General features: G+C 66.6%; 13 protein-coding genes. 7 read left to right on the top strand and 6 right to left on the bottom strand.

The features are described 5' to 3' along the window. Positions 1-114 precede the first annotated feature (114 nt). The 5 genes from AUL28_RS11555 to AUL28_RS11535 all read left to right on the top strand — a co-directional run bounded on the left by AUL28_RS11555 (position 115) and on the right by AUL28_RS11535 (position 5,440). The gene (locus tag AUL28_RS11555; RefSeq protein WP_062232597.1) at positions 115-1,398 is read left to right on the top strand and encodes an ABC transporter substrate-binding protein; all 1,284 of its coding nucleotides are present in this window, start codon (positions 115-117) and stop codon (positions 1,396-1,398) included. A 72-nt stretch (positions 1,399-1,470) separates the two neighbouring features. Continuing rightward, positions 1,471-2,358: a carbohydrate ABC transporter permease gene (locus AUL28_RS11550; RefSeq protein WP_153003631.1), complete on the top strand. Its 888-nt coding sequence runs from the start codon at positions 1,471-1,473 to the stop codon at positions 2,356-2,358. After that, complete coding sequence (locus AUL28_RS11545; protein WP_062232594.1) at positions 2,348-3,220, top strand: carbohydrate ABC transporter permease; 873 nt, start codon at positions 2,348-2,350, stop codon at positions 3,218-3,220. The genes AUL28_RS11550 and AUL28_RS11545 overlap by 11 nt, the downstream gene beginning before the upstream one ends. A gap of 13 nt (positions 3,221-3,233) precedes the next feature. Further along, positions 3,234-4,346, top strand: coding sequence for a Gfo/Idh/MocA family protein (locus AUL28_RS11540; protein WP_082640412.1), 1,113 nt, complete (start codon positions 3,234-3,236; stop codon positions 4,344-4,346). Positions 4,347-4,363: 17 nt separating this feature from the next. Continuing rightward, the gene (locus AUL28_RS11535) at positions 4,364-5,440 is read left to right on the top strand and encodes an ABC transporter ATP-binding protein (protein WP_062232592.1); all 1,077 of its coding nucleotides are present in this window, start codon (positions 4,364-4,366) and stop codon (positions 5,438-5,440) included. Positions 5,441-5,573: 133 nt separating this feature from the next. On the opposite strand, the gene AUL28_RS11530 is transcribed toward AUL28_RS11535, so the two are convergent. The 6 genes from AUL28_RS11530 to AUL28_RS11505 form a co-directional block, all read right to left on the bottom strand. Continuing rightward, a complete protein-coding gene (locus AUL28_RS11530) occupies positions 5,574-6,386 on the bottom strand; it encodes a hypothetical protein (protein ID WP_156419973.1) in 813 nt (270 codons plus the stop codon). A gap of 86 nt (positions 6,387-6,472) precedes the next feature. Beyond that, positions 6,473-7,396: a DUF3829 domain-containing protein gene (locus AUL28_RS11525; protein WP_062232586.1), complete on the bottom strand. Its 924-nt coding sequence runs from the start codon at positions 7,394-7,396 to the stop codon at positions 6,473-6,475. Positions 7,397-7,571: 175 nt separating this feature from the next. Then, positions 7,572-9,317, bottom strand: coding sequence for a ubiquinone-dependent pyruvate dehydrogenase (poxB, locus tag AUL28_RS11520; RefSeq protein WP_062232583.1), 1,746 nt, complete (start codon positions 9,315-9,317; stop codon positions 7,572-7,574). Positions 9,318-9,452: 135 nt separating this feature from the next. Beyond that, positions 9,453-10,790: a PQQ-dependent sugar dehydrogenase gene (locus AUL28_RS11515; RefSeq protein WP_192843447.1), complete on the bottom strand. Its 1,338-nt coding sequence runs from the start codon at positions 10,788-10,790 to the stop codon at positions 9,453-9,455. Next, a complete protein-coding gene (locus AUL28_RS11510; protein ID WP_244493501.1) occupies positions 10,787-11,239 on the bottom strand; it encodes a DUF2231 domain-containing protein in 453 nt (150 codons plus the stop codon). Before AUL28_RS11510 ends, AUL28_RS11515 begins: the two co-directional genes overlap by 4 nt. A 163-nt stretch (positions 11,240-11,402) precedes the next feature. Next, positions 11,403-11,885 (bottom strand): GNAT family N-acetyltransferase, encoded by a 483-nt coding sequence (locus AUL28_RS11505; protein ID WP_062232579.1) that lies wholly within the window; start codon positions 11,883-11,885, stop codon positions 11,403-11,405. 398 nt (positions 11,886-12,283) lie between these two features. On the opposite strand from AUL28_RS11505, the gene AUL28_RS11500 reads away from it, so the two are divergent. Together AUL28_RS11500 and AUL28_RS11495 are read left to right on the top strand one after the other, a co-directional pair. Next, positions 12,284-13,375, top strand: a complete 1,092-nt coding sequence (locus AUL28_RS11500) for a GGDEF domain-containing protein (protein WP_192843446.1) — start codon at positions 12,284-12,286, stop codon at positions 13,373-13,375. Between the two features lie 63 nt (positions 13,376-13,438). Continuing rightward, on the top strand, positions 13,439-18,530 hold a 5,092-nt coding region (locus tag AUL28_RS11495), incomplete at its 3' end, for an alpha-2-macroglobulin family protein (protein ID WP_062232573.1).

Genomic DNA, 18,530 nt, shown 5'->3' with positions numbered 1-18,530 from the left:
TCCTGCTTGACAAGATTGCCGATCGGTGGTCAGCCTTGTAACCAAACGGTTATAAGTCGGCAATAGCATATGACCGACCCGCTTGGGAGAGCGGGTTTCTTCGGGAGGAATGCGATGACGTTTTCGGTGACGCGGCGGAGCCTTCTCCAAGGCGGCGCGGCCGCTCTGGCGCTCGGAACTCTGGGCGGCGGCATAGCCTTTGCGCAGGCGCAGCGCCTGCGTTTCCTCTGGTGGGGCAGTCAGGAGCGCGCCGATCGCACGCAGGCCGCCATCACGGCCTACAAATCGGTCGCGCCCGATGTCGACATCGTGGGCGAGTTCGCGGGCTGGTCGGATTACTGGCCGCGACTCGCCACGCAGGTCGCCGGTCGCAACGCGCCCGACCTGATCCAGATGGATTACCGCTACATCTTCGAATATGCCCGGCGCGGCGCGCTGAAGGATTTAAGCGGCGAGGTCGGCAAGGGCCTGAAGATCGAGGATTTCGGGCAGGCCAACATCGACGCCGGCAAGGTGGACGGCAAGCTCTACGGCGTCAATCTCGGCGTCAACTCCTCCGCCATGGTCTATGACGCGGCGGTCTGGGAAAAGGCCAAGACCGAGCCACCCAAGCCCGGCATGACTTGGGAAGAGCTGGCCGATCGCGGCGAGGCCTTCGCCAAGAACAAACCCCGGCCGGGCGTCTTCGCGCTGGCCGATGCGGGGGGTGTGGAGCCGAGCTTCGAGCTATGGCTGCGCCAGAACGGCAAGGCGCTCTACACGGCCGACGGCAAGCTCGGCTACGAGCCGGCGGATGCCGAAAAGTGGTTCGCGATGTGGGAGGACATGCGCAAGCGCAAGGCCTGCGTGCCCGCCGACATCCAGGCGCTGGACCAGCTCAATATCGAGACCAACGCCATCACCACCGGCAAGGCGGCCACCGCCTTCATGCATTCCAACCAGTTCGTCGGCTATCAGAAGCTGAACAAAGGGAAGCTGGCGCTCAATCCCTATCCGCTCCTGTCCGCCAGCGCCCCGTCCGGCCAGTATCTCAAGCCCTCCATGCTGCTCAGTCTTTCGACCAATGCGCCGGAAGCGGCCATCGGCTTCGCCAATTTTCTGGTGGAGAACCCGGAAGGCGTGAAGGCACTCGGCCTGGAGCGCGGCGTGCCCGCTTCCACGGCGATGCGCGAGATCCTCGTGCCGCAACTCTCCGAGGTCGAAAAAGCGATGGTGGATTACATCGCCCTCGTCACGCCCAATGTCGGCCCGCTGCCGCCCTCCCCGCCGCCGGGCGCGGGCGAAGTCGCCTTCGTGCAGAAGCGCATCAACGAGGAAGTCGGCTTCGGGCGCAAGACACCCAAGCAAGCCGGCGAAGACCTCGTGACCGAAGCGAGCGCCATTCTCAAGCGGGGCTGAGCCATGAGCCTGCACACCGAGGTCGCGGGACTGCCGAGCGCGAAAGCGCCGGCGGCCGCCGCGCCCGGCGCGATGAAGCGCTCGTGGGCGCGCAACGGGCCGGCCTATCTCTTTCTCCTGCCTTGGCTGATCGGCTTTTTCGGCCTGACGCTCGGGCCGGCCCTCGCCTCGCTCTATCTCTCCTTCACCGATTACGACCTGATCCGCTCGCCCAATTGGGTGGGCGCGGCCAATTACGTGCGCATCGCCACGGCCGATCCGAAATTCGCCTCGGCCATGACGGTGACGTTCTTCTATGTCGCGCTGTCGGTGCCGCTGAAGCTCGGCTTCGCGCTTCTGGTGGCGCTCGCCTTCAATCGCGGCCTCAAAGGCCTGCCGATCTATCGTGCGATCTTCTACCTGCCCTCGCTGCTCGGCTCCTCGGTCGCCATCGCCGTTCTCTGGCGCCAGCTCTTCGCCTCCGACGGTCTCGTCAACATGGCGCTGTGGCAGCTCTTCGGCATCGAAGGCCCGAGCTGGATCTCGAACCCGGACTATTCGCTCTATACGCTGGTCGTGCTCGCCGTCTGGCAGTTCGGCTCGCCCATGATCATCTTCCTCGCGGGCCTGCGCCAGATCCCCACCGACATGTACGAGGCCGCCGAGATCGACGGCGCGTCGAAGGCGCGGCAGTTCTTCCGCATCACCCTGCCGCTGCTGACGCCGGTCATCTTCTTCAACGCGGTGATCCAGACGATCGACGCCTTCAAGGCCTTCACGCCCGCCTTCATCATCTCGGAAGGCACGGGCGGACCGATCAACTCCACGCTCTTCTACACGCTCTATCTCTATCAGGAGGCCTTCGGATTCCTGCGCATGGGCTATGCCTCGGCGCTGGCCTGGATCCTCGTCGTGATCGTCGCCGCCTTCACCGCCTTCTCCTTCCTGTCGGCTCGCTATTGGGTGCATTATGACGACTGAGGCCCTGCCCCCGCCCCGGCGCGCCGGGCACCGCTCGCCGGTGCTCTCAGGTCTGACCCATGCGGCGCTGATCGCCGCCTCGCTCCTGATGCTCTATCCCATCCTCTGGATGCTCTCGGGCTCGGTGCGCCCCTCAGAGGAAATCTTCGGGACTTCCTCGCTCATCCCCTCGTCGGTCGACTTCAGCGCCTATGTCCGAGGCTGGACCGGGCTTCAGGTGAGCTTCGGCAAGTTCTTCTGGAACTCGCTGTTGATCTCGGTTCTCTCGACCATCGGCAATGTGGTCGGCTGTTCGCTCGCCGCCTTCGCCTTCGCGCGACTACGCTTTGCCGGGCGCAATTTCTGGTTCGCGCTCATGCTGGGCACCTTGATGCTGCCCTACCATGTCGTGCTCATCCCCCAGTACATCATGTTTCTGGAGATGGGCTGGGTGAACACGCCGCTGCCGCTGATCGTGCCGAAGTTCCTGGCGACCGACGCCTTCTTCATCTTCCTGATGGTGCAGTTCTTTCGCGGTATTCCGCGCGAGCTGGACGAGGCGGCGATCATGGACGGCTGCTCGCCCTGGCGCATCTATTTCAAGATCATGCTGCCGCTCTCGCTGCCCGTCCTGGCGACCGCCGCGATCTTCTCCTTCATCTGGACCTGGGACGATTTCTTCGGCCCGCTCATCTATCTCAACGACATCAACACCTACACGGTGCAGCTCGGCCTGCGCTCCTTCGTGGACTCCACGGGGTCTTCGGACTGGAGCTCGCTCTTCGCCATGTCGAACCTGTCGCTCGTGCCGGTTTTCCTGTTCTTCCTCTTCTTCCAGCGCCTGCTGATCGAGGGCATCGCCACCACCGGCATGAAGCGCTGAAGGGTTTCTCTTGATGAATATCGCATCTCCCGCCATGCCCACCAGCCAGACCACGAAGCGCTACCGCGTCGCGGTGATCGGCTGCGGCATCGGCCGCTCGCATATCGTGGAAGGCTACGCCCCCGCGCCGGAGAAGTTCGAGGTCGCCGCGCTCTGCGATCTCGACGCCACTCGCCTCGCCTCCGTCGGCGACGAGTTCGCGGTCGCAGACCGTTCGCGCGACTTCGACGCGCTGCTCCAGCGCGACGACATCGACATCATCGACATCTGCACGCCGCCGGGCCTCCATCGCGAGATGATCCTGAAGGCGCTGGCGGCGGGCAAGCATGTCGTCTGCGAAAAGCCGCTCGTCGGCTCGCTCAAGCAAGTGGACGAGATCATCGAGGCGGAGGCGCGTTCGCGCGGGCGTCTCATGCCGATCTTCCAGTATCGCTACGGCGACGGCGCGATGCAGGCCAAGCGCATTATCGACGCCGGCATCGCCGGCAAGCCCTATGTCGGAGTGGCCGAAACCTTCTGGAAGCGCGGCGCGGATTACTATGACAACCCGTGGCGGGGGCGCTGGAAGACGGAGCTGGGCGGCGTGCTCATGACCCACGCCATCCATATCCACGACCTTGCCTGCTTCCTGTTCGGGCCGGTCGAGCGCGTCTTCGCGCGCACCGCCACGCGCGTCAACGCGATCGAGGTGGAGGATTGCGTCTCCGCCTCCTGGCGCATGGACAGCGGAGCGTTCCTCTCCTCCACCGCCACGCTCGGCAGCCAGGACGAGATCAGCCGGTTGCGCCTGCATTTCGAGAACGTGACCTTCGAGAGCGCGCATGAGGCCTATTCGCCGGGGGACGGGCCGTGGACGATCCTGCCCGCCAATGATGAAGTGAGGGCGCGGATCGACGACGCGCTGGACGGGTTCGAGCCGGTCGGTCGGCGCTTCCGGGGTCAGATGGCGGCTTTCCACAAGGCGCTGAGCGCGGGCGAGCCGCCGCCCGTCACCAGCCGCGACGCACGCCGCTCGCTCGAACTCGTGACCGCCATCTATGCTTCGGCCGAGACGGGGCGCGACGTCGAACTGCCGATCGGCCCGGCCCATCCGAAATACGCGAGCTGGCAGCCGCAGGACGCTTGAACGGGAGGAGAGACGATATGGCGACCAGCATCCAGCTCGACGGCGTGGAAAAGGTCTATGGGGGCCTGCGCGTCATCCACGGCATCGATCTTCAGATCGACCCCGGCGATTTCACCGTCTTCGTCGGCCCGTCCGGCTGCGGCAAGTCCACGCTTCTGCGCATGATCGCGGGGCTGGAGGACATCAGCGGCGGAGAGCTTCGCATCGACGGCCAGCGCATGAACGAAGTGCCCGCCTCCAAGCGCGGCATCGCCATGGTGTTCCAGAGCTACGCCCTCTATCCCCATATGAGCGTCTACAAGAATCTGGCCTTCGGGCTGGAAACCGCGGGCATGAAGAAGCCGGAGATCGAGCGCCGCGTGCAGGAAGCGGCCGATGTGCTCCAGATCGGCCCTTTGCTTCAGCGCAAGCCCAAGGCCCTTTCGGGCGGCCAGAGGCAGCGCGTCGCGATCGGCCGCGCCATCGTGCGCGAGCCCAAGATCTTCCTGTTCGACGAGCCGCTGTCGAACCTCGACGCGGAGCTTCGCGTGCAGATGCGCGTGGAGCTGACCCGCCTGCATCAGCAGCTCGGCAACACGATGATCTACGTGACCCACGATCAGGTCGAGGCCATGACCATGGCCGACAAGATCGTTGTGCTCAAGGAAGGGCGCGTGATGCAGGCGGGCCGCCCGCTCGACCTCTACAACCACCCCGCCAACCGCTTCGTCGCGGGCTTCATCGGCAGCCCGAAGATGAACTTCCTGAAGGCGCGCATGGCTGCGGGCGATCCCTCGCGGCGCACGATCGATGTCGGCGGGCTGAAGGTGCAGCTGGAAAAGCCGGTGGAAGCGCGCGGCGACGAGGAACTGACCTTCGGCGTGCGCCCCGAACATCTACGCGCGGGCGAAGCGCGCGCCGGGCTCGGCTCGGCCTCGGTGCAGCTGGTGGAGCATCTGGGCGGCTCGACGGTCGTCTATACCAGCATCTCCGGCGGCGAGCCGACCACCGTGCTTCTGGACGGCCAGCAGCCGATCCGCCCCGGCGAGACGATCCCGCTCGGCTTCGATCCCGCGCAGGCCCATCTCTTCGGCGCGGACGGACGGCGAGTTTAGGCGCACGGGTCGGCGACGTCACGCGGCCGACAGGCCAAGCCCTCGGATGTGGACTGGCCCCCGGAGAAAGCTGTTCCGCGCGGGCGTCTCGTCGACAGGGGAGTGCCCCGAAAGAGTCTCGCCATCGAAGGCGTCATGGTGAGTTGCGCGCGTCCTCTAACAGCTGGCGCAGAAGCGCCCGCCCGTTCGCGTCGTTGCGCTCGCGGAAGGCTTGAAGGAGAGCCGCCTTCTTTTGGCGGCCGGCCTCGCTGGTATAGAAATCGGACAGCGCAGCGACATCGCCGTGCGGAAGACGCGAGAGGATGGTGCGCAGGTGCCCACGCATGGCCTCTCGCGCGAGATCGCCGCGCAGCGGCGGGATCGTCGGCACGCCATCGGCTGCGCGTGTGTCGGCGAGAACGTTCTCGATGCCGGCCTCCACGTCCTGCGCTGACAGGGCGCGCAGTTCATTGCGTCGTCCACCGAGGATCGATTCATAAAGCCATTTGATGCGCCGCCCGGTCACGCGGGTTTCCGCGACGAGTTCAGGGCTCGCCATGGCTGCACTGACAGCGTCGATCCGCGCCTTATCGGATCGTGTCGTCTCGCTCGCGCCCACGCTCTCGTCGGGCGCATCAGGTCCGATGTCCAGCGCCTGCATCCGCTCCGCAATGGCGTCGATCCGTTCCGGCACGTCGGTCGGTACGACGCCGAGGGCAGATGTCATCTCTTCCATCGTGCGGACGGGATCGAAGATCGTCTCGGCAAGCTCTCGACCTCGCCGCAGCAACGCCGCGCGCTCCGGACTGTCGCGGACCTCCAGGATCGGCGCGTCCATGGCCGCGAAATCCAGCATCGCGGTCTGGATGCGCTCGACCTGCTCCAACCGGAGATACGCAATGTCATCGGCCTCGCTCGCGCTGGCCGCGCCGACCGGCACGCACGTGAGCATGCCGAGAATGGCCATGTCGCGCAAACCGCGCGCGAGGCCGCCGAGGCTTTTGATCCTTCCCCTGCGCGAAGAGAAGCAGGGCTCTGCGACGCTTCCCACCATCAGCAGGAGAAGGGTCTGTTGAGTTCGTTGATCATACTGGCGAAGTTCGATTGCAAGATGCTGAACTCGAACTGAAGGCCCACCGGTGGCGCTCCGTCATCGAGATTGAACCGCCCCTGCTCGGCGTTTTGAACGGCCTTGCGCCCACCTGCGATCACCGAGTTGAAACGGCCTTGTAGTATCGCGCAGCCCTCGGGCTTCTTGGCGCGCACGGCCGCATCCCATTTCTCGACCATTCCCGCCATCTCATCGAGGTGGCTCGCGAACTGCTGGCGCGCGGCGGTATTGGACGGCTCGGTGAAAACCGTCACGACCTCGTTCATCGCCTTCTTGCCGGAAAGAATGATGCCGGCGCGGTATCGTTCGACGCTTCCCTCGGGCGCTGCCTCGTACGCCTCGCGAACCAAGCGTTCGTCGCGCACCTCGATCTGGTCGAGGAATTTCGTTTCGGCCTCGGCCACACGCGACAGGGAAGCCACGTAAGCGGCATCGCCCTCGCGCGCCTTGGCACCCCCATCGGTCAGAAAGCCCTTGGACTCGGCGTAATTGGCCAAGCCGTTGTTCATGGGCACGAACGCATCGATTGCCGCTGCAAAGTCCCGCGCCACCTGATCGAGTTCGGGGATCGACCCTTTCAAGGCGATGGCTGTCTGCAGGCGCGTCTGAATTTGCGAGACCTTGAGCGGTGGAACGACCGCATAGTCCGATAGCGCTTTCTGCTTGGCAAGCTTGGGTGCGATCGTTTGCTGATACGTCTCGAGCGCGTTGGAGAATGTCCGGCCGCCGACATTGGCGGCGGTGATATAGGCGTTGGACTTGGCGAGCTCCGCCGTGTCCGCCGTCGTTGCGGACACACCGGCCTGTGCCGCGCCCTTGCTCTCGTCTTTGCAGCCGGCCAGACTGCCCACCGCTACAAGCGCCATACACGCCGCAACAGCCCGGCAGAAGTTTCGCATCGTCTCCACCCTCTTCGATCCCGTCACAGCGCGACGGGCCGCCCGTTCATCGCCAAACGCCGGACGCGTAGTCCCCACCCGCCCGGCGTGTTCACCGCCTCCAATCTATGGTCGGCTGATCGCTTGGCCAGACCGGGACGGCTCAACGCAGAAGATTGGTCCGGGCGAGTTCCACCACTTCATCGCCGCGCCCGTTCATGATGGCGCGGGTGGAATAGAGGCTGAAGCCGGCGGCCTGCTGCGCCTTGATCTTGGGCGGCAGGGCGAGCTCCAAGCCATCCGTCACCACATCCAGAAGTGCCGGGCCGGGATGGGCGAAAGCCGCTTTCAGCGCGCCGTCGAGCGCGGCCGATGAGGTGACGCGCTCGGCGTGAAAGCCCATCTCGCGCGCAATGGCCGCAAAGTCGGGATTCTGAAGCGAGACGTTTGTGTCGAGATAACCGGCCGCTTTCTGCTCCATTTCCACGAAGCCGAGGGTGCTGTTGTTGAAGACGACGATCTTCACCGGCAGCTTCATCTGCACGGCCGTCAGGAGATCGCCCATCAGCATGGTGAGCCCGCCATCGCCCGAGAGCGACACGACCTGCCGACCGGAAAAGGCCGATTGCGCGCCGAGCGCCTGAGGCATGGCATTGGCCATGGAGCCATGATTGAACGAGCCGATCAGCCGGCGCTGGCCGTTCATGGTGAGATAGCGCGCCGCCCAGACGGCGGGCGTGCCGACATCGGCGGTGAAGATCGCATCCTCGGCCGCCAAGGCATCGATCCGCGCGGCGACATATTGGGGATGCAGCGGCGTCTCGCCCTCGCGCGGGGTGGCGAGATCGTCCAGCCCCTCGCGCGCCTTCTGGTAGTGCTCGCGCGCCTTGTCCAAGAAGCTTCGGTCGCGCCCGCCTTCGATCATCGGCAGAAGCAGCGCGGCGGCTTCCTTCACATCGCCGACGATGCCCTGATGGATCTGCGCGCGGCGGCCGAGCGCGGAGGGGTCGCGATCGACCTGAACGATCTCGGCCTTTTCGGGGTAGAAATTGCGATAGGGAAAGTCCGTGCCGAGCATCAGGAGCGTGTCGCACTCCATCATCGCATGATAGCCCGACGAAAAGCCGATGAGGCCAGTCATGCCGACATCGAACGGATTGTCCCACTCGATCCATTCCTTGCCGCGATAGGCGTGGACGATGGGTGCGGCCAGCGCGTCGGCCAGCGCCACCACCTCGTCATGCGCGCCTTCCACGCCCGCGCCGCAAAGCAGCGTCACCGCGCCAGAGCCGTTCAACCGGGCGGCCAGCAGGGACATCTCATGGGCGTCCGGCACGATGCGCGGGCGGGCGAGCCTGGGCATCTCGGCGCGCGCGTTGGCCGGGGCCTCTTTCATCGAGACATCGCCCGGCAGAACCAGAACCGCGACGCCGCGCTCGCCGATCGCGGTGCGGATCGCCCGGTGCAGAAGCTCGGGCAATTGCGCGGGGTCCTGCACCATCTCGCAGAAATGGCTGCATTCGCGGAAGATATCGGTCGGATGCGTTTCCTGGAAATAGTTGAGCCCGATCTCGCTGGACGGGATATGCGAGGCGATGGCCAGAACCGGCACGCGGTTGCGATGGCAGTCGTAGAGCCCGTTGATCAGATGGAGATGGCCCGGCCCGCAGCTTCCCGCGCAGACGGCGAGCTTACCGGAGGCCGCCGCCTCCGCCCCGGCCGCGAAAGCCCCGGCTTCCTCGTTGCGCACATGCATCCACTCGATGGCCCCTAAGCGGCGCAGCGAGTCATTGATGGCGTTGAGACTGTCGCCCGTCACGCCCCAGATGCGCTCGACGCCGGCAGCCGCCAGCGTGTGCGTCACGAGATCGGCGACGGAAAGGGTGGAGGACAATCCGAAAAGCTTCATGGGAAGAGACCTGCCGTCTGGCTGGAGCTGACATCGAAACGAGGTGTGGGCAAGACGCGGCACCTCCCTCCGCGCTCGCATCGCCTCCGGGTTTCTAGAGCCGGCAAACGGGTTCGCCAGCCCCGTCGACCTGCATCACGGAGAGAGGGCCGCCTGCGCCTGCGGACCTTGCGACACGCGCCAGATTGTGTGGGACAGGTCATCGGCGACCAGCAGAATGCGCCGCGCGGGATCGAAGGCTACCCCGACCGGGCGGCCGCGCGTCTGCCCGTCGCCCGTCAGGAAGCCGGTCAGGAAATCCACCGGCTCGCCGGAGGGACGCCCGTTCTGGAAGGGCACGAAGGCGACTTTGTATCCTGAGAGATCCTGCCGGTTCCAGCTTCCGTGCTCGCCGATGAAGGCGCCGTCCGAAAACGATCCCCCGAAACCGCCCTCTCGCGCAAAGGACAGGCCGAGGGCCGCGACATGCGAGCCGAGCGCATAGTCCGGCGCGATGGCTTTTGCTACAAGTTCGGGCTTCTGCGGCGATACGCGCGGGTCGAGATTCTGGCCCCAATAGCTGTAGGGCCAGCCGTAGAAGGCTCCGTCCTTCACCGAGGTGAGATAGTCGGGCACGAGTTGCGGCCCCAACTCGTCGCGCTCGTTGACGACAGCCCAGAGCGCGCCGCTCGTCGGCTCGATGGCGAGCGCGGTCGGGTTGCGGATGCCGCGCGCGATGGTGCGCGCCGCGCCCGTCTGGCGGTCGATCTCCCAGACCACGGCACGCTCTTCCTCCACGTTCATGCCGCGCTCGCCGATATTGCTGTTGGAGCCGATGCCGACATAGAGCTTGGTGCCGTCGGCGCTCGCCGTCAGCGATTTCGTCCAGTGATGGTTGATGGCGGAGGGCAGCTTCGTCACCTCTTCACCCGGCGCGGAGATTTCGGTCTGGCCTTCTTCGTAGGGAAAACGCAGGAGTGCGTCCTGAGCGGCCACGTAAAGCGAGCCGTCCACGAAGGCGAGGCCATAGGGCGCGTTCAGATTGTCGATGAAGGTGGTTCGCACCTCCGGCGTGCCGTCATTGTCGCCGTCGCGAAGGAGCGTGATGCGATTGCCGCCGCTGCCGCTCGAATTGCCGCGCTTCTTGATGATTCCAGCGATCACGTCCTTCGGGCGCATGGCCGGCGCGTTGCCGCCGCGCCCCTCCGCCACCAGCACGTCGCCATTGGGCAGAACCAGCATCTGGCGCGGGATCGACAGGTCGGAGGCGAAGGCCGAAACCGTGAAACCCTGCGGGGCCACGGGCACCTGCCCGTTCCAGCCGGCGGGCGTCGCGATCTTCATGGGCGGCACGAGCGTTTCGTTCACCGCCGGCAGGTCCGGCTGCGCGCCGGTCTGGTTGAGGTTGGGATCGGAGGAGGAGTCGCAGCCCGCGAGCGCGACGGCGGCAAGAAGGCTCGTGCTCAGAAGGCTGGCGCGAAGGATCAGGCTCATCGGGCGATCTCCCAAGGGTCGGGGCGGGAATAGGTCATCCAGGCCGCGCCAAGCGCGAGAAGGGTCGTCACGATCGACAGGGCAAGGCCCGCCGTGCCGACCGAGCTCCAGGCGTCGCGCGCGTGATGGAAGGCGTTGACGAGACCGAGCGCGAACATCGCGGCGACCACCACGAGATAGGCCAGACGCCGCGCCCCGCCGGGCCGGCGCATCCGCACGAGGCAGGCGAGAAGCGCGACCGCCAGCACGATGCCGCCGAAGACGAGCGCCCCGGCGATCGCCCAGCTCGCGAAATTCGTCCACTGAATCTCGGCTGTCCGGAGAAAGGCGATGTCGCAGGCGAGCCCGAGACTGAACAGCGCGACGGGAAAACTGAGCGCGATCCCGTGCAGGGCGCTGCCCGCCGACCCTCTCCGGGCCGGCATCAGGGCGGGGCTGTGACTCGTCATCGGCATGTCTCCTTCGCGAACCACGCCGCGCGGGCGTCGGCGCCCGGAGCACCGAACAGCGGCACGAGGAGCACCTGCCCAGCGGGCGGCGTCAGGAGGCAACGCCGGCGGGGAGACCGGGTTCCGGAGAGAACCAGGCAAGGATCCCTAGCCGGCGGACCGATCAGAGCGTCTGAAACATCACGAACGCATCCACCGGCCCCTGTTCGGGATGCTCGAATGCGCCCGGCAGGCGGCCGACGATCTCGAAGCCCATGGCCTGCCAAAGGGCGACGGCGCGCGTGTTGGTGCTGACAACGCAGTTGAACTGCATGGCGCGAAAACCGCGCGCGCGGGCATGGTCCAGCGAATGACGGCACATGGCGCGCGCGACGCCCCGCCCTGTCGCCTCGCCCGAGGTGACATAGCCGCAATTGGCGACATGCCGCCCGCCGCCGGCCTGGTTGGCGCGCAGATAGTAGGTGCCGAGCACCACACCGTCCGCCTCGGCCACGAAGGTATCCTTCTCGGCGCCAAGCCAATAGTCCAAGATCGCCTCGGCGCTCATGTCGCGGTCGAGCGCATAGGTTTCCCCTCGAGCGATCACAGGCTGGAGAAGGGCGAGAAGGGCGGCGCGGTCATCGGCGCGGGCGGGTCGTATCATCATGAGGGCGGGATAGCGCGTCGCAGCCGCACCGCAAAGACAGGAAGGCGTGCCGGTGGGCCGAGGACGCCTCCCGCGAGAGCGAGCACGAGTCGGATGCGGCAAAATGTTAAGCCTGCAAGGTTTAACATGGGCGTCGACCGGGTCGGACCCGTGTTCCACGATGAGCGAAGCAAAGCATCTCACGCATGAGGCAGAGCGGATCAGTATCGGATGCCGAATTGAGCGAAAGCCCGCGTGGGCCGTTCCTTCTAAACGAAGCCGCACAGTGGATCGACGCCCACGGTCTCTGGCCCGAGGTCGAGACCCAAAGCCGGATGGGTCCACGCCCACCTCGTCTTTCCGCCCCGCTCGATGCCATATGCCGCTCGCTCCTCTGGAGCGACCACCGGCGCGTCGCCGTGGAATGGTTTTACATCGCAACCCTTATCATGTGGCTGACGATCCCGCTCGATTATCTGGTCGCGCCTGAGGCCATTAGCACCGTCCTGCTGGGTCACGGTCTTTTCTCGACGGTGGCTCTGGTGATAGCCTTACGCGCGTGGGCCTCGTTCGGCTCGAACGTGTGGCAGGGACTATCGACCTGTCTTTTCGTCGGCGCGATCATGGCAGCGGCAATCCTGACCGGGCGGGCGGCCGGTGGCGCGCATTTCGAGCGCTTCGTCGTCATTGGCTTTTTCGGGATGTCGACGGGCGTCGCCTTCCTTCCCTTGACGACGCTCTGGACCGTTCTGGCCTCGCTCGTCCTGGTACTGAGCTTCCTGGCGGGGCAGATCCTCAATCCTCTTGTGGACTTGGCTTCCGGCCTCCTCTTCACCTGCTATTGCATCGCCATTGGCAGCGCTTTCGTCTGGTATCGTTGGCGTTCCACAGGCAACCAGCTGCGCATCGCCCTTTTGCGCATGAAGGAAGCGCATAACGCCGGCCTTCTCAAAGAGAGCCACGACCGACTCCACTTCATCGCCCATACCGACGCATTGACGGGTCTTTGCAACCGGGAAGCGGTGATGGAAGCTTTGGCCCTTCATCTTCGGGAAGCGCCCGCGGACAGCGTCCTGTCCGTCGCCATGATCGACATCGACGATTTCAAGCGGTTGAACGACAGTCTCGGCCATATCGCGGGCGATCAGGCGCTGCGATCGGTGGGGACCCTTTTCCTCGACTTCGAGACGTCGGATAACGCCCGCTGCGGCCGGATCGGTGGCGAGGAGTTCCTGATTCTGCTGCCCGGTATTGGCGCGGAACTGGCTCGCGCGCGGATCGCGACCTTGATGGGTCGCCTCCACCAGATGGCGATCGCCCATCCCCAATCCACCGTGTCCGACCGCGTGACGTTGAGTGTGGGAATCGTCACCACCACGCTCGGCACAAACAATCGCTGCGAGTTGGAAGCGCTTGTCCGCACGGCCGACATCGCCCTCTACGCAGCCAAGAAGGAAGGGCGAAATCGTATCGTCTCAGTCGCGCTCGGGCCGGAGATGATGGCAGCGTAAGGTCCGCTTGCGGGCGGCTGTCCTTTTCCCCTAATCTCGCCTTTCGCGAGGGGAGCGGATAGAATGCGAGCTGTGCGACTTCTGGCAGGCGTGCTGTTGGGCGGGTTTGTGGGCCTCAGCGCGCCGGGCTCGGCGTGGGCGCAAGGCGTCGAGCGCGCCATCGTCGCCGCGCCCGGCTCCGATTATTACGGGCACGATTACGACATCCTGAAGGATGCCGACCAGAATCTGTGCGAAACCGCCTGCCTCGCCGACAACAAATGCCGCGCCTTCACCTTCAACACGGCCAAGGGCTGGTGTTTCCTGAAGGACGATGTGGGCGAGTTGCGCGCCGCGCGCGGCGTCATCTCCGGGCGCATCGCCGATGCCTCGCCCGCGCCGGCCACGAACGAGGCGCAGGAGCGCCGGCGTCTCGCCGAGTTGAAACCCCTCACCGCGCTCGACCTCGACGCCGCTAGACAATTCCGTCTGGCGCTCAAGGACGAGCCGCGCGACGAGGCGATCGCCGCAGGCCCGGCGCTCTGGAGCCAAGCCGACGCCGCGCTGGAGCGCAAGGATTTCGCGAGCGCCATGAGCGCCTATCGCGAGGCCCTGCGGCGCGACCCCACCTCGTCCCGCGCCTGGTTGGGGCTGGCCCTGTCCAGCCTTTCGGTCGCGACGGACGACAGCGATCAGGCGCAGGCGGCGGCAGAAGCGCGCCAGCCCGCCGCCATCAACGCCTATCTGACCGCCACGCAGGACCGCGAGAAGACCGCTGCCCTCGACTTCGCTGCGCAGGGTTTCGCGGCCGACGAGAACTGGCGCGAGGCGATCCGCACCTGGCGGGCGGCGCTTGCTATCACCGAGCGCCCGGCCGCGCGCCAAAGCCTGGAGGCCGCGCTTGCCGAACATGGGTTCCGCATCACCGGCAATTCGGTCGACAACAACGCCGCCGCGCCGCGCATCTGCCTGAACTTCTCCGAGCCGCTCAGCCCCACGGTGACCTCGGGCGAAGCAGCGGGCGATTACGTGCGCGTGGAGGGGGGCGACACGCTGCCGGTTTCGGCCAGCGGTTCGCAGATCTGCGTCTCCGGCGTCCAGCACGGCGCGCGCTACCGGATCGTGGCGCGCAAGGGCATTCCGGCGGCCAGCGGCGAAACGCTCCAGAAGAATGTCGAAGCCTCGGTCTATGTGCGTGACCGCGACCCGTCCGTGCGACTCTCAGGCAATGCCTATGTCCTTCCGGCGGGCGGCGAGGCGACCATTCCCGTCACCTCGATCAACACCGACACGATCGAGGCGCGCGTGCTGCGCATCGGCGACCGGGCCTTGGCGCGCACGATCGGCGCAAGCCGCTTCCTGTCGCAGCTCGGTGCCTACGAGATCGACGAGGTGAAGGCGCAGGACGGTGAAGAGGTCTGGACCGGCGCGGTGGATGTCCAGCGCAGCGCCAATGCGGAGGTCACCACGGCCATTCCCGTCAGCGCCCTCCTGAAGGAGCGTCAGCCCGGCGTCTACATCCTCTCGGCCAAGGCCAAGAACGCGCGCGGCAGCGACGAGGCGCCCGCCACGCAATGGTTCGTGCTGACCGATATCGGCCTCACCAGCTTCGCCGGGGCGGACGGGTTCCATGTCTTCGCCCGCTCGCTCGGCACGGCCGAGCCGATGGCGAGTGTGAAACTCGAACTCGTCGCCGCCAATAACGAAATCCTCGGCAGCGTGGAGACCGACGCCGCCGGCCACGCCCGCCTCGCACCCGGCCTTCTCAAGGGCACGGGCGGCGACCGTCCGGCGCTTCTGATGGCCAACGGCGCGGGCGGCGACTTCTCCTTTCTCGACATGTCCGGCTCGCCCTTCGACCTGACCGACCGGGGCGTGGAGGGCCGCGAGCCCGCAGGCGCGCTGGACGTGTTCCTGACCAGCGAGCGCGGCATCTACCGCGCGGGCGACACAGCGCATCTCACCGCGCTTCTGCGCGACGGTCGCGGCGTAGCGGCCGACAATCTCACCCTCACCGCCATTGTGAAGCGGCCCGATGGGGTGGAGGACCGGCGCACCGTGCTCCAGGCCAAGGATGCAGGCGGCGTCAGCTGGGATATGCTCCTTGCCCCCGGCGCGATGCGCGGCCTTTGGACGGTCGGCCTCTACACCGACCCGGAGCAGCCGGCGCTTAGCACCACCAGCCTGCGCGTGGAGGATTTCGAGCCAGAGAAGATCGGCTTCGACCTTGCCCTGCCCGATGCGCCGATCGACCCGGCCGCGCCCCCGGCGCTCTCGCTGGACGTGCGCTATCTCTTCGGCGCGCCGGCGGCAGGTCTTGCCGTTTCCGGCGAAACGGTGCTGAGCGCCACGGACGGGCTGGAGGGGTTCAAGGGATACCGCTTCGGTTTGGAAGACGACCGGCCGACCGCGACCCGCATTCCGTTCGAGGGCGAGCCCACGGCCGAGGACGGCAAGGCCTCCGTCACGCTCGCCCCCTTCGAGCCGCCCGTCACCACCAAGCCGCTTCAAGCCAGCATCCAGGTGCGCGTCAGCGACGCCGGCGGGCGGCCGGTGGAGCGCTTGGCGACACGCCCGCTCCAAGGCGACAAGCCGCGCATCGGTATTCGCCCGCTCTTCGACGGCGCGCTCGGTGAAAACGGCGAAGGCAGTTTCGACATCATCGCGCTCGGAGCCGACGGGGCACCCGCCGCGCGGCCGGGCGTCCAATGGGTGCTGAACAAGGTCTCGACGGATTTCCAATGGTACTCCGTCAGCGGGCGCTGGAACTACGAGCCGACGCAGCGCAAGGAGCGCGTCGGCAGCGGCACGCTCGACCTCAAACCCGGCGAGCCCGCGCGCCTCACCGTGCCGGTGCGCTGGGGCAGCTACGAATTGGTGCTGAATGATCCCAAGGGCGGGTCGCTGCCAAGTTCCGTGAGCTTCGAGGCCGGCTGGTATGTCGCCCCGAAGTCGATGGAAACGCCCGATATCCTGAAGCTCTCGCTGGACAAGCCGCGCTACAGCGTCGGCGACAAGGCCGTGGTTCATATCGAACCCCGCTTTGCCGGCAAGGCCCAGATCCTCATCATGGACGAGCGCGTGGTTCAAACCGTCAGCGCCGACATTCCGGCCGGCGGCGGCGATGTCACGCTGGATGTGACGCGCGACTGGGGGCCGAGCGCCTATGTCGCCGCGATCCTGTATCGGCCGATGGACATTCCGGCCAAGCAGATGCCCGGCCGCGCGCTGGGTCTCTCCCATGCCGGCGTCGAGCCGGGCGAGCGCGCGCTCGCCGTTTCGCTCACCGCGCCCGAGCGCATCGCGCCGCGCGGCAAGCTCGACGTCGATGTTCGGGTGGCCAATATCCAGCCCGGCGAGACGGCCTATCTAACGCTGGCGGCGGTGGATGTCGGCATTCTCAACATCACCCATTTCACCCCGCCCTCGCCGCAGGGCTATTATTTCGGCCAGCGCCGGCTCGGCGTCGAAATTCGCGATCTCTATTCGCGGCTGATCGACCGGATGCAGGGCGCGCCGGGTTCGGTGCGCTCGGGCGGCGACGCCGGAGCGGACGGCACGCGCCCGCCGCCGATGGACGATCTCGTCGCGCTCTTCTCCGGCACGGTCACGGCCGATGCCGAAGGCCGCGCCAAGGTCTCGCTGGATGTGCCGGATTTCAACGGCACCTTGAAGCTCATGGTCGTCGCCTGGTCGAAATCGGGCGTGGGCGAAGCCAGCCGCGACGTTCTGGTGCGCGATCCCGTGGTGGCGCAGGTCAGCCGCCCCGCCTTCCTCAGCCCCGGCGACCGCTCGCGCATTCAGATCGACCTGAACCACGTCGAAGGCCCGGCCGGCCCGGTGCATCTCGCCCTGTCGGGCGGTGACGGCAGTCTCGTGATCGAGGATCAGGCCGAGGCCGACCTGACGCTCACCGAGAACGGCCGCGCCCGTCTTCTCGTGCCCGTCACCGCCCTCTCGCCCGGCGAGGGCGCGATGGAGCTTGCGTTGACGCTGCCCGGCGGCCAGACCCTGCACAAGAACTTCGCGCTGCCGGTGCGCTCCATCCAGCCGCGCGACGTCAAGAAAAGCCGCTTCGAGATCGCGGCGGGCGCGTCGCTGCAACTGGGCGCGGACATCCTCGCCGGCTTCCAGCCGGGCACCGGCCGCGCCACGCTGTCGGTCACGCGCTTCGGCGGGTTCGACGTGGCGGGCACGCTCGCCGCGCTCGACCTTTACCCCTATGGCTGCACCGAGCAGCTGACGAGCCGCGCCCTGCCGCTCTTGTATCTCGATGAGACGGCGCTGGCGGCGGGCCTGCCGCGTGGGGCCGATGTTGCCGAGCGCGTGCGCAAGGCGATACGCTCGGTGCTCGCCAATCAGGACTCCTCGGGCAGTTTCGGCCTCTGGTCGCCCGGCTCGGGCGATCTTTGGCTGGACGCCTATGTCACGGACTTCCTGTCCCGCGCCAAGGAGGCGGGTTACGACGTGCCGGGCGAGGGGCTGACGCTGGCGCTCGACAATCTCGCCAACCAGATCGCCTATCTGCCGGACCGGCCCGATTGGTCCAAGGCGGCCTATGCCTATTACGTGCTCGCCCGCAGCGGCCGGGCCGCGATCGGCGATCTGCGCTACACCGCCGACAACGAGGCGGCGAATTTCGAGACGCCTCTCGCCAAGGCCCAACTCGCCGCCGCCCTCTCCTTCTATGGCGATGGAACGCGCGCGCAGACCCTGATGCGTCTGGCCGCAACGAGCGCGGTGTCCGGGGCCGACCAGCCCAATCGCCGGGACTATGGCACCAAGCTCAGAGACGAAGCGGCGGTGGCGACGCTGGCGCTCGAGACCGGCATCGAGGGCATCGATCTCACGCCCCTGATCCAGTCGATCGGGACGGAGCGCGAGACCAAGCGCTATACGTCGACGCAAGAAGACGTCTGGTCGCTTCTGGCCGCCCATGCCGCGCTCGCCAAGCAGCCGGTCAAGCTCGCGGTGGACGGCGCGCCGGTCGAGGGCTCCTATTCCTCGACGCTCGACAGCGCCGGCCTCGCCAAGGGCCTTCGCATCGAGAGCCGTGGCTCGGCCCCGGTCTCCGTCGCGGTCACGCTGGCCGGCGTGCCCGAGGTCGCGCCCCCGGCCGAGATCTCAGGCTACGAGATCAAGCGGACCTACTACACGCTGGCGGGCGAAGAGGCGG

It is taken from the genome of Aureimonas sp. N4 (assembly GCF_001463925.1).
Taxonomy (GTDB): Bacteria; Pseudomonadota; Alphaproteobacteria; order Rhizobiales; family Rhizobiaceae; genus Aureimonas; species Aureimonas ureilytica_A.
Note: the sequence above shows the minus strand (reverse complement) of the source record. Positions and strands in the feature narration are given on the sequence as shown.